At 41.0% G+C, this 13,428-nt stretch carries 9 protein-coding genes; 7 read left to right on the forward strand and 2 right to left on the reverse strand.

From position 1 onward, the window contains the following. Positions 1-110: 110 nt before the first annotated feature. From fabB to L1272_RS19065, 4 genes are all read left to right on the forward strand, one after another. Entirely contained in the window at positions 111-1,325 is a 1,215-nt protein-coding gene (fabB, locus tag L1272_RS19050) for a beta-ketoacyl-ACP synthase I (RefSeq protein ID WP_054551681.1), read from the forward strand. Between the two features lie 132 nt (positions 1,326-1,457). After that, entirely contained in the window at positions 1,458-2,579 is a 1,122-nt protein-coding gene (locus tag L1272_RS19055; protein WP_235374092.1) for a 4-phosphoerythronate dehydrogenase, read from the forward strand. A gap of 32 nt (positions 2,580-2,611) precedes the next feature. Further along, the gene (locus L1272_RS19060) at positions 2,612-3,628 is read left to right on the forward strand and encodes an aspartate-semialdehyde dehydrogenase (protein ID WP_054551679.1); all 1,017 of its coding nucleotides are present in this window, start codon (positions 2,612-2,614) and stop codon (positions 3,626-3,628) included. A gap of 321 nt (positions 3,629-3,949) precedes the next feature. Then, entirely contained in the window at positions 3,950-8,425 is a 4,476-nt protein-coding gene (locus L1272_RS19065) for a FimV/HubP family polar landmark protein (protein ID WP_235374093.1), read from the forward strand. A 69-nt stretch (positions 8,426-8,494) separates the two neighbouring features. Here the strand turns inward: L1272_RS19065 and L1272_RS19070 are convergent, their stop codons facing one another. Continuing rightward, positions 8,495-10,120 carry a M28 family metallopeptidase gene (locus L1272_RS19070; protein WP_235374095.1) on the reverse strand — a complete coding sequence of 542 codons (1,626 nt, stop codon included), beginning with the start codon at positions 10,118-10,120 and terminating at the stop codon, positions 8,495-8,497. A 243-nt stretch (positions 10,121-10,363) separates the two neighbouring features. Here L1272_RS19070 and L1272_RS19075 point away from each other — a divergent pair, with 243 nt between their 5' ends. Both L1272_RS19075 and L1272_RS19080 read left to right on the forward strand, forming a co-directional pair. Beyond that, positions 10,364-10,777: a lysozyme inhibitor LprI family protein gene (locus tag L1272_RS19075; protein ID WP_194441643.1), complete on the forward strand. Its 414-nt coding sequence runs from the start codon at positions 10,364-10,366 to the stop codon at positions 10,775-10,777. A 14-nt stretch (positions 10,778-10,791) separates the two neighbouring features. Next, positions 10,792-11,418: a hypothetical protein gene (locus L1272_RS19080; RefSeq protein ID WP_194441642.1), complete on the forward strand. Its 627-nt coding sequence runs from the start codon at positions 10,792-10,794 to the stop codon at positions 11,416-11,418. A gap of 68 nt (positions 11,419-11,486) precedes the next feature. On the opposite strand, the gene L1272_RS19085 is transcribed toward L1272_RS19080, so the two are convergent. Further along, on the reverse strand, positions 11,487-12,506 hold the full coding sequence (locus L1272_RS19085; protein WP_235374094.1) for an MBL fold metallo-hydrolase: 1,020 nt from the start codon (positions 12,504-12,506) through the stop codon (positions 11,487-11,489). Between the two features lie 175 nt (positions 12,507-12,681). Here L1272_RS19085 and L1272_RS19090 point away from each other — a divergent pair, with 175 nt between their 5' ends. Next, entirely contained in the window at positions 12,682-13,275 is a 594-nt protein-coding gene (locus tag L1272_RS19090) for a TetR/AcrR family transcriptional regulator (protein ID WP_062564346.1), read from the forward strand. Positions 13,276-13,428: the final 153 nt, after the last annotated feature.

Raw genomic sequence — 13,428 nt, forward strand, 5'->3', positions numbered from 1 at the left:
TTATAAGCTAGACATTCAGAGTACATGTGTACGCTAGAAAGCTGACCACTTCGAAAGTAATTTCAGCGTAAAATAGAACACAATTTAGTATAGAGCTAAGGTAATTACCCATGAGAAGAGCCGTTATTACGGGCATCGGTGTTGTTTCAAGCATCGGTAACAACAAAGAAGAAGTATTAGAATCATTAAAACAAGGCCGTAGTGGTATCGCGTTCAACCAAGAGTTTGCTGACTACAACCTACGTAGTAACGTATCTGGCAAAATCGATATTGATGTTAAAGAGTTTGTTGATCGTAAAGCAATGCGCTTTATGGGCGATGCTGCTGCATACGCTTATATCTCTATGTCACAAGCGATTGCAGATGCTGGCCTTAGTGAAGATCAAGTTTCAAACGAGCGCACTGGTTTATTAGTGGGTTCAGGTGGTGGTTCATCTAAATGGCAAGTTGAAGCGGCTGACATTTTACGTGAAAAAGGCGTAAAACGTGTTGGTCCTTACATGGTACCACGTACTATGGCGAGTACGACTTCGGCGTGTCTTGCAACACCATTTAAAATTAAAGGTGTTAACTACTCGCTAAGTTCAGCTTGTGCGACATCTGCACACTGTATCGGTCACGCGGTTGAGCAAATTCAATTAGGCAAGCAAGACGTCATCTTTGCAGGTGGTGGTGAAGAGCTTCACTGGACGCTAGCAATGGAATTCGATGCAATGGGTGCATTGTCTACTAAGTACAATGAAACACCAGAGAAAGCATCACGTACATACGATGCAAACCGTGACGGTTTCGTTATCTCTGGTGGTGGCGGTATCGTTGTTGTTGAAGAGCTTGAGCATGCACTTGCTCGTGGTGCGCACATTTATGCAGAAATCACTGGTTACGGTGCAACGTCTGACGGCTACGACATGGTAGCTCCATCAGGTGAAGGCGCTGTACGTTGTATGAAGCAAGCAATGCAAGGTCTTGAAGGCGGTATTGATTACTTAAATACTCACGGTACTTCTACACCTGTTGGTGATGTGAAAGAGCTTGGCGCTATTCAAGAAGTATTTGGTGGTAACTCGCCAATGATCAGTGCAACCAAAGCGATGACAGGTCACGCTCTAGGTGCAGCAGGCGTTCATGAAGCAATCTTCTCGCTATTAATGCTTGAGCATAACTTTGTTGCTCCATCTATCAACATTGATGAACTAGATGAGCAAGCTGCAGGTCTAAATATTGTAACTGAGCGTAAAGACGTTGAACTAAATACAGTTATGTCTAACAGCTTCGGTTTCGGTGGCACTAACGCCACATTAGTAATGAGCAAATATAAAGGTTAAACCTCTCCAGTATTTGCTTAAAGCCGAGCAATAGCTCGGCTTTTTCATTTGTTATAAAGTCTTAGTTGTTACCTATCCGAATACTGATAAATTCGCTACAATAGCGCCACTTTCTGCCTATCGGACACACAAATGAAAATTCTTGCAGATCAAAATATGCCATTGGTTGAGCAGTACTTTGCCGATTTTGGTGATGTTGAGCGATTTGATGGCCGTAATCTCCAACCCGAGCAGCTAGTCGGGGTCGATATCTTGTTAACCCGCTCTGTTACCAATGTAGATAAAGCCTTACTCACTCAAGCAGATAAATTAAAATTTGTGGGCACAGCAACCATAGGTGTTGATCACATTGATACCGAGTTACTTGCTGAGCGAAATATCGCATTTAGCAGCGCACCAGGTTGTAATGCCGTGGCGGTTGCTGAATATGTTATTAGCTGCTTGTATGCCTTGAGCCAAGAAAATGCCAGCTCGTTACAAGGCAAAACCATCGGCATAGTGGGTGTTGGCAGTATAGGTAGCTGTTTACGTGATAAGTTAAGCTTGCTAGGCATGAATGTATTGTTATGTGATTCACCAAAACATGAAGCCGGTGAGCTTGCAGAGCATATTGAGTTAGACACATTACTAGCCCAAGCTGATATTGTGACTTTTCACGTGCCATTGGTAAAACAAGGGCCACATAAAACCTTGCACATGCTAGACGAAACACGCTTAAAAGCACTTAAGCCGGGCATGACGATTATCAATGCAAGCCGTGGTGATGTGATTGATAACCAAGCATTGCTAGCATTGTTTGAGCAAGGCGCAAAATTAGATTGTGTGCTTGATGTTTGGGAAAACGAACCCAATATACTGACACCTCTGCTTGATTATGTACGTTATGCCAGCGTACATATTGCAGGGCATACACTTGAAGGCAAAGCCCGCGGTACACAAATGCTGTATCAGCAAGTATGTGAGCTTGAAGGCATCGCAGCGCTTAAGTCTCTGGACGATTTTTTACCAGAGCCAATTAGCCATTCTGTCACGCTAGGTGAAACCTTTAACCTAGACGATATAGGTCGCTTGGTGCACTTAATTTATGATGTGCGACGCGACGATGGCATTTTACGCAGTAAATTAGCAAGCGAAGGCTTTGATAGTTTACGTAAGAATTACCCGCCACGACGCGAGTTTAGTACGTTGTCGGTGGCTGCCAACAGTGCATGCGAAGGCGCATTAGCTGCACTGGGATTTAGAATTAACGAATAAAGCCATTTGCTTTATTCAAAAGAGGAAAATACATGTCGCAAAAATTTAATGTAGCCGTATTAGGTGCCACAGGTTTAGTGGGTCGTCAGATTATCGAAACTTTAGAAGATCGTAAGTTTCCGGTAGACCAGTTATTTTTACTCGCAAGCAGCCGTAGTGCTGGTGAAGAAATTCAATTTCGCGGTGAGAGCATTGAAGTAATCGATGTTGAAGAGTTTGATTTTAGCCAAGCTCACATTGGTTTATTTTCAGCAGGCGGCAGTGTCTCTGAAAAATACGCACCGATTGCGGCGGACGCAGGCTGTGTGGTAATTGATAATACCTCACACTTTCGTAATGACTACGATGTGCCACTCATTATTCCTGAAGTGAATGCATCAAGCTTAGCGGATTTCAGAAATCGCAACATCATTGCAAACCCTAACTGCTCAACGATTCAAATGCTGGTGGCGTTAAAACCAATTTATGATGCTTATGGCATTGACCGTATTAACGTATCAACTTATCAAGCTGTATCGGGGGCGGGTAAAGAAGCCGTTGATGAACTAGCCAAGCAAACAGCAAACTTAATGAATGCGCGTCCGATGGATAATGCCGTTTTCCCTAAACAAATTGCTTTTAACGTGATCCCACAAATAGACAGTTTTGAAGATAACGGTTATACCCGCGAAGAAATGAAAATGGTTAACGAAACACAAAAGATCTTAGGTGATAACAGTGTTGTGGTTAACCCGACCTGTGTTCGTGTTCCCGTGTTCTTTGGTCACAGTGAAGCGATCAATATTGAAACGCGTATGCCAGTAGATATCGAACATGTGAAGCAGCTATTAAACGATGCACCAGGTGTAGAGTTTATTGAAGACTTAGCTGATTACCCAACAGCTGTGTCTGATGCAAGTGGTAACGATACAGTATACGTAGGGCGTTTACGTGCTGATATTTCGCATCCACATGGTTTAAATATGTGGGTTGTAAGTGATAATACGCGCAAAGGTGCAGCAACAAATAGTGTGCAGATTGCTGAAGAGCTTATCGCAAATTATTTATAAATCTGATGATTTAGGCTGAGCTAAATTTGACAGAAAGCGGCAATTTGCCGCTTTTTTTGTGAATTCACTGCCAAATTATTGCCGCATACGTTGTAAAAGCGTATAAACTTAACGATAACAATAAAAAAGTCTCTCAGCCGCTAATATTTAAGCTATTTACTATCAAGGTGTTGCAATAGATATTGCAAGGCAACTAAGCTATAGTTTGCAGCTGGAATAGAGCTTGCAAGAAAACATAATTAAGAATCAATTCTGCAAGAATTACTTGATGTTTAAGCAACCAAGGTTGCTGCGTTAACATTTAAAACATAAAGGATCAGCATGCGCGGTTTAGCAACACTCTTCATATTAGCGTCTGCATTGGTGGTAACACCGACATACTCTGATGAAGGCACCACACTTAAAGGCCCTAAAGGTGTCGATTATGGTGCGCAGGGGCGCTCTATTGGTCCAATTAAACCGACCGATACACTGTGGCGCATTGCCGCTAAAATTCGCCCTGACAACTCTGTAAGTATTTATCAGGTCATGCAAGCTCTGTATGACAAAAACCCATCGTCATTTTTAGACCAAAACCTTAACCATATGCGCGATGGCGCATACCTAAAAATCCCAACCATTGCAGAAATGCGCGCGGTCAATCCAACGTTAGCAAAAGCGCGTTCTGAACAAGATGATGAGCTATGGGAGAAAAAGAAAAACGGCACGCTGACTACTGCTGAAATTAATGAATCGCAAAAGAAAGTAACCCAAGCCCGTAAAGTTGATGTAGACGAAGCAAAGCAAGAAATCAACACCATTAAAACTGAGCAGGGTACGCAGCTAGTCGAGCTTCAAAAGCAGTTTAAATCGTCGGTTGAAAATGTTGAAGAAATCTTAGCTGAGAACAACAAACTCAAAAAACAACTGAGTGGTATTTCTAAAGAGCTTGAAACCGTTCGCGATCAGCTTGGTCAAGACAGTGAAATTCAAAAGCAGCTGAAAGAACTGATCACTAAACAAAATGAAATCATAGAGCAGCAAAGAGCAAAAAAGATTGAAGAGGACAGTGGGTTTAGTTTTTCGAGTTTACTGAGCAACCCATTTGTTCTCGGTGCATTAATGTTTATTCCGGCATTACTGATCATTGCTGCCGTTGTGATGTTTTTGAAAAAACGCAACAGCGCCAATGATGATACAGATGCCAGCGATGACGATGAATTTTTACCTCAAAGCCCAAGTTATAATGCTGATGATGATTTAGAACCAATTATAGAAACTGATCCACTAGTTCCTGATCCAGTCGAAGACAATGATGACTTGAGTGTGCGTTTAGATGACGACTTAGACCAAGACATGCTGCCAGATGATGACATCATTTTTGACGACAGCATTGATGATAGTTTCGATGAAGATGACAGTGTTTTAAATCAAGATGAGCTAGAAGGGCTTTTAAGTGATGATATTGAGTTTAGCGATGATTCATCTAATAGCGCTGACGATAATGATTTAGATGCATTTTTACAGCAAGATTTCGATCAAACCGATGACGACAGTTTAGGTGATGAAATAGACCTAGATAGTGAACAGTCTCCAGCAGATTCATCGGGTGATATTTTAAGTGCTGATGACATTGATGACCTATTTGATACTGATGAAGGTGACTCGTTAGATAACGCTAATGATGAAATGGCAGCGCTTAGTGAAGAGCTCGCAGAAGATGACGCTGAAGATGACGCTGAAGATGATTTTGACATTGATAGCTTAATTGATGAGCAAAACAACACGGATTCTAATCAAGACGTAAACCTAGACGATATTGATGACTTACTCGATGAAAATAATGATGCCTCAACAACTAACGTAGAAGCAGAACTAATCGATGAAGATGATTTCGATATCGACAGCTTAATTGATGAAACGCAAACAGACGAGCCAGCAGCCGAAGCTAACGATGCATTAGAAAACGACGATCTTGATGATGCGCTGGATGTTGATGACATTGACTCGCTATTAGATGAAGCTCAAGAAGAAGCGCCAGCCGAAGAACCAAGCGCGGATGAACTCATCGATGAAGATGATTTCGATATCGACAGCTTAATCGATGAAGCACAAACAGAAGAGCCAGCCGCTGAAGCTAACGATGCATTAGAAAACGATGATCTTGATGATGCGCTAGATGTTGATGACATTGACTCACTATTAGATGAAGTTCAAGAAGAAGCGCCAGCAGAAGAACCTAGCGCAGACGATTTAATCGATGAAGATGAGCTTGATGATGCTCTCGATGTTGATGACATTGATTCATTACTAGATGAAGCACAAGCAGAGCAAGAGCCTCAAGCGGAGCTTGTTGAGGAGCAGCCTGAAGAGCTTGTAGAAGAACCTAGCGCAGACGATTTAATCGACGAAGACGAGCTCGGTGATGACTTAGATGTTGATGACATTGATTCATTATTAGATGAAGCACAAGTAGAGCCAGAGCTTGAAGAGCTTGAAGAGCTTGTTGAAGAGCCTAGCGCAGACGATTTAATCGACGAAGATGAGCTTAATGATGACTTAGATGTTGATGACATTGATTCATTACTAGATGAAGCTCAAGATGAGCAACAGCCTGAAGAAATACAGGAACCTGAAGAATTAGCAGAAGAACCTAGTGCAGACGATTTAATCGACGAAAACGAGCTTGATGACGAACTAGATGTTGATGACATCGACTCACTATTAGATGAAACTCAAGAAGAGCCTGAACCTGAAGAGCTGGTTGAAGAGCCAATTGAAGAACCTAGTGCAGACGATTTAATTGACGAAGATGAGCTTAATGATGATTTAGATGTCGATGACATCGACTCATTATTGGATGAAGCTCAAACAGAGCATGAGCCTGAATCGGAACTTGTTGATGAGCAGCCTGAAGAGCTTGTAGAAGAACCAAGTGCAGACGATTTAATCGATGAAGACGAGCTTGATGATGGACTAGATGTCGATGACATCGACTCACTATTAGATGAAGCACAAGAAGAGCCTGAATCTGAAGAGCTGGTTGAAGAGTCAATTGAAGAACCTAGTGCAGACGATTTAATCGATGAAGATGAGCTTGATGATGCCCTAGATGTCGATGACATCGACTCACTATTAGATGAAGCTCAAGAAGAGCCTGAATCTGAAGAGTTGGTTGAAGAGTCAATTGAAGAACCTAGTGTAGATGACTTAATTGACGAAGATGAGCTTGATCATGATTTAGATGTCGATGACATCGACTCATTACTTGATGAAGATGCTAGTGATGAGCAGGACTCTGACGTTGATGATGAGCTTGAAGAGCTTATTCAGCAAACAAATGAGCTGAAGCAAGACACTGAAGCACAGATATCAGATTTAAGTCATGAACAGAGTGACAGTGCAGAGCATGATGAGAATCTACAAGAGTCGCTAGAAGATTTAGTCGATGCTGATCAAGCGGTTGATGACATGAATGTTGAATCGATTGCATCAGAGTTGGTTGATGATACGGATGATAATGACGAAGTTGATATCGATGAAGCGCTTAATCAAGAGTTTAATGAAGATAGCGATGAGCTATTAGATGAAGATGATAGCCTTGACGAGTTTGATGATCCGTCACTGAAAAGTGTCGATGAGTTATTAAATGAAATTGGTGAAGAAGATGACTATGTTAAAGCTCCAGACTGGTCAATTGATGAACCAGAGCAAGACATAGAAGAAGTTGAAATTGATTTAGGCGATGATCCGCTAGCAGATGAAGACCTAACTGATGAATTTGATTTAACCGCCGACGAAGAGCCATTACATCAAGATACGGTGACTCCTAGCCAAGAGTTGGAAGAGTATCCAGAGCTTGAGCTAGATGAAGCCGGTTTTGAATTGGATGAATCTGATGAAGACACTTCTGGTGAGTTAGATGAAGATGCACCATTACAGTTAAGTCAGGCAGAGCAAGACCTTGCTAATTCATTAGCAACGGGTAATGAGCTTGATCAGCTAGACGATGATTTTGATGATGAGATCTTGCTTGATAATGAATTTACAGAAGATGATGTTCTTGATCCTGAGGACGACTTATCGGATCAATCACAAAGTGAAGGCGCAACAGATTTAACGAGCGAAGCGCCAATTGACGATGAGGTGGCTGATAGCCAAGACGAATTAGAAGAGTTCCCTGAATTCGAATTGGACGATATTGAACTTGATGATGCCAGAGAAGCTGAACAAACATTGGCTGATATCGAGTCTAATTTAGCTGACGAGGTTGATTTAAGTGAGCTGTCAGACGATGAAATCGATGATGATTTTATGGCTGACCTTACTCAAACAGACTTTGATGCGCTGTTAAATGAACTAGCAGAGCCAGACGAAGCTGATATTGCTGATGCCAGTGAGTTCGATGTTGATTTTAATGCGCTATTAAATGAAGACTTACAGGGTGAAAGCGAACAGCCAGTTGCACCTGAAGTAGAGGCATTAGATACTGAGGAGCAAACTACTTCAACGGATGAGTTTGTAGATATCGATTCATTACTTGAACAAAGTGACGATGAAGCACTCGACCATGAACCTTATGATGAGGTTGATATGGATGTAGGACTGAGTGATTTTAATGACTTACTAGCAGGTGATAACCCAACTGATGTTGATGCCGAAAGTGGTGGTTACTCAGCAAAACTGGACTTAGCTCGGGCATATATCGAAATAGACGACTTTGATGCAGCGCTGCAAGCCATTGAAGATGTTATTGCCAATGGCCCAGAGGAAGTGCAAGAAGAAGCACAATCACTTAAAGCTAAAATTAGCGAGTAATAAGTAAAACTAACCAATAATAAACCGAGCTAACTTCAACTAGCTCGGTTTTTTGTATCTAAGCGAAGGTTATTGCTTGTCTTGTAAGCGACGAGTTTTGAAATCAGACTCGGCTTTCCACTTAGGCCAGTCGCCGTTATCAGCAAGTTTGGCAGCAATATCAACTATCAGTTCGATATCTTGCTCAACACCACCCATAGACCAATCTGCTGAATAGTCGTCAGCTTCTTTATGATATTTGTGCGCGATGTAATCTGGATCTGTATCACCTAAACTCATAAACAATAAGCTAGGAACCCCTTGCTTAGCCAGCGAGAAGTGATCAGAGCGGAAGAACAAACCATTTTGAGGACGCGGGTCCATTTTTACATGACGACCTTGTGCTTTCGCTGCACCTGCAAGGTAGTCTTCCATTTCAGACATTCCTTTACCGTATTGTAATATGTAGTCAACGCCGTCTAGCACGTTCATACCATCAATATTAAGCAGCGCGACCATTTGCTTGGTTGGTACAATCTCGCCAGTTGCGAATTGCTCTGAGCCAATAAGCCCTGTTTCTTCAGCCGTAAAGTTGGCAAAGATAATAGAGCGTTTAAATGGTTTTTTCTTATGCATTTCAGTAAGGATACGGGCTATTTCAACCGTTGCTGCGCTACCTGATGCGTTATCAACAGCACCATTGTAGATTTTCACACCGTCATCAGTTTGCTTGGTGCCAAAGTGGTCCCAGTGCGCACCAATTACAATGTACTCATCAGGAGTTTCGCTACCTTTAAGCGTTGCAACAACATTATGCGATTGCGCTTGAGAGATATCACTTTTCAGTGTCAGCGCTGCTTTCGCTTTTAAGTCGACAGGTTTAAAGTCAGCTTTTAGTGCGTTGGCTTTTTCAGTTTGATAATCAAGGCCTGCTTGAGCAAAAATTTCATTTGCCGCTTGCTCATCAATCCAACCCATTACAGGGATGTCAGAAGCATTCTTATCTTGGTCGATTAAGGTATATTTGCTACCCGTGTTCGAGCTTTCTACAACGCTCCAAGGGTAAGCTGCAGGAGCCGTTTCGTGAACGATAAATACTGCTTTTGCACCTTGGCGAGCACCTTCTTCATATTTGTAAGTCCAACGACCGTAGTAGGTCATAGCATTACCGGTGAAAAGCGTGTCGTCTTGGGTGGCAAAACCAGGATCATTAACAAGCACGATAATTGTTTTGTCTTTTACATCAATATCTGCAAAGTCATCCCAATTATATTCAGGTGCATTAATACCATAGCCAACAAACACAACATCAGAGCCATCAATGTTGATTTCAGGGTTAATTTGTTGGGTACGGGCGGTAAAATCACTGCCAGCATTAAAGCTTAAATCACCCACTTGTAAGGTCATGTTTTGATCTGGAGTGAGTTTTGCCATGGTAACTGGCTGTAAAAACTCGCCATTAAAACTACCGCTTAAGCCGAGTTTTTTATATTCATCGGCTAAATAGTTAATAGTGAGCGTTTCGCCTTCAGTTAAAGGGCCACGGCCTAAGAATTCATCAGAGGCGAGGGTTTTAATATGTGAGCGTACATTGGCAATGTTTACGGCTGCATTGCTTTCAGCGTTTGGTTTATCAGTGCTTGTTGTTGGTTGCTCAGAGCAGCCGAATAAACCAATTGCAAGTGCCAAGCTTGCATACTTAAGGTGAGTTGTCATAGTTTTTCTGGTTGATTGCACAGGGTTTCACTATATGGGACGCTAAGGGGGGCTGTCCAGAAAGAGTCTACAAATAACTAATTATTCAGGATGAAAGGGTAATAATGCAGAACACTCTCTTGATAAGTTTCATTCTACAACTATTTTCCATATTTATTATAAAGTAATAGCCACATAAGCCTCTAGTAAACAGAATATTATTTGCTAGAATTGAGCCTGAGTAATGTTTTCAAATGAGGGACTATGAAATACATATTTTTATTTGCTTTTTTACCATGCTTCACTTCCAACGTTAACGGGTCTCAAGAAGTTAATTATGAGGAGCTCCATAAACCATATTTCAGTCTAAATTGTTTGAGTGAAAAAACTCAACAAGATATGGATAAATGTGGGGATAGGAATTTATTAACGGCTAAAAAGACAATGGAGTCGATGGTCGAAACGATACATACCCGTTTCGCAGAATTATCACCAGAGCTATCTGGTAAATTTAAAAAATCACAAACTTTATGGGAAGAATCACATACAATTGAGTGTCAACTTGAAGCATATGATTCAATAGAGGGAAGTGGATACCATTCAATACTAAGTTCTTGTATCGAAATGAAAATGAATGAAAGGATAAGTTATTTGCGGTGGTTAGCAAGTAATCTTTAATTTAAGGAGAAAACATGAGTGCACTACAGCCAATCTTAGGTAAAGTCACGTTTGAATCAGAGGGAACTGAAAAAGGGCCATTTCATAGCAGAGTCCTGCATGTTCCTAGCGCTAACTCAGGATTAACGATTGGGCGTGGTTATGATATGAAGATGAAGACAGCTTTACAAATTCAACAAGATTTAATCAAAGCAGGATTAAAAGTTACTGATGCTAATTTGTTAGCCAAAGCTTCGGGTTTAATAGGGCCTTCAGCTAAGCTTTTCATATCTTCTAATAAACTCTCCACTTTTGAAATTTCTCAGCAGCAACAGGTTAACTTATTTCAAATCAGCTATTTAGAAGAATTGTCTGAAACAAAAAGAATTTGTACAAAAGCAGATGTAGTCGCTAAATACGGAAAATGTGAGTGGTCGAAGTTAGACTCTGCTCTAAAAGAAATTCTAATTGACCTTAAATTTAGGGGGGATTACACAGGTAAAACACGAAAATTTCTCCAAAAATACATTGTAAATAATGACACTAAAGGCTTCTTATCAGTTCTTGCAAACCCAAACCACTGGATTAGTCAAAGAGTACCTACTGATAGGTTTCAAAGAAGAATTTCGTATTTTAAAAATAACGCAGTATTTAAGCCTTAAACTGGAATTATATATTCAACTACTATTCAATAAAAGCTGAGTTAATTCTCAGCTTTTATTGAAGGTAATTACCACCACGCTTTTTCAATGGCGGTATCTTGAATTTTAAATACCTCACCAACTAACGGAGTACTCAGTGATACTTGCTCTTGTACTGCTTTTTTAGCGACACGTTTAAGTGGGTCATACCAAGCATGAAAGGCCAGATCGAATGTTCCATTATGCACTGGCACCATCACATCACCTTGTAAGTCGAGGTGAGCTTGTACTGATTGCTCTGGTGTCATGTGAATGTCAGCCCAATCTTTGTCGTAAGCACCAGTTTCAATAAAAGTGATATCAAACGGCCCATAGCGATTACCAATCTCTTTAAAGCCAGCAAAATAGCCAGAGTCACCGCTAAAATAAAAGCGCTTGTCATTTACTTTAATAGCCCAAGAGCCCCAAAGAGTTTTATTGCCATCTGTTAAACCTCGGCCAGAAAAGTGCTGGGTTGGTGTAAATACAATTTGGATATTTGCCATATTTTGCTCTTGCCACCAATCAAAACTATGGACTCTTTGTTCATCAACTCCCCATTTTTTCAGGTCGTTTTCGACTCCTAATGGCACATAAAAAGAATCTGTTTTATCAACAAGCTGTTTAATTGCTGCTTTATCTAAGTGATCATAATGGTTGTGTGAAATAAACACTCTAGCAATGTTTGGTAGCTCTTTAATGCTGATAGGTGTTGGCTGAAAGCGCTTTGGCCCCATGAATGAAAAAGGCGAAGCGCGCTCTGAAAATACCGGATCAAATAGCCAGTATTCGCCATACACTTTCGCTAAAATAGAGGAGTGACCTAACTTCACAAAATGCACTGTGTCATTAGATAAACGCTCAAGCTGTGCATGAGAAACAGAATGCATAGGCAGTTCACCTGTTGGCTCTGCATCAATTTTCTTTTCAGTAATAAAGCGTTTGAAGATACCTAGCGTTTTCTTAAAGCTGGGTCTTTCTACCTCAGCAGTATTGTGGAACTTGCCATCAGATAACTGCGCAGAGTGGCTGTTATCACTCACGCCTTCAGCGGCTAATTGATTATTCATAATAAACACTCCTATCACGATGCATAGAGTGGCGATTGCGAGCCATTTTAGAAATTTCATATCGTCACCATAAGTAAACTACACGGTGTAGTTTTTCATGGTTTGCTATAAAAGTAAACTATCTAGTGCATTTTTTATTTTTGCGTTACACTAGTAACCCTTATCGGAGGGGTCCATGAAATTATCACAGAGAAAACGATTAGATATTTTGAATGCAGCTGAAACATTGTTTTTTCAGCAGGGCGTTGAGCATACAAGTATGGATCAGGTTGCAAGCTTAGCGGGTGCCTCAAAACGTACCGTCTACAATCATTTTGAAAATAAAGATGTGTTGTTTCAAGCAATTCTAGTGTTTATGTTTGAAAAAGTCCGCCAAGAGCAAGCGGTAGTATTTGATGCCGCTGTGCCAATTGCACAGCAGTTAACACGCATTGCTGAACAAGAAGTGGCACTTTTGACCTCTGAAGAGTTTTTAAAAGTAGCGAAAGTCGCTTTCATGCAGATGTTACAGCAGCCTGATTTAGCAAAATCATTAGCCAGTAATAACATGGGCTGTATGCAAGATCTGGTGGCGTTTTTAGAAGCAGGTGTGCAAGCACAGGTTTTAACGATTGATGATGTTGAGTTTGCAGCAAAACAGTTTGTGTATCAGTTAAAGTCGCTGATCTTCTATCCGTTGCTGTATGGCTTTGAGCGCCAAGAAGGCGACTCCGATAACAAAGTAATAAGCGAAACTGTAAAAATGTTCTTAGCGCGTTATGGGCGCTGATATTTTGGAACATAAAAAAGCCCGCTTAATGCGTAATGCCAGTCAGTTAAGAGCTGACTGGCATTTTCTTTTATAGGGATATTTATTAGGTTTCCTTCTTACCACCCTTGGATAATGCCTGTCTGGTAGCCTATCGGGTAAGATAAACAACCT

The organism is Pseudoalteromonas sp. PAST1 (assembly GCF_021532515.1).
Taxonomy (GTDB): Bacteria; Pseudomonadota; Gammaproteobacteria; order Enterobacterales; family Alteromonadaceae; genus Pseudoalteromonas; species Pseudoalteromonas simplex.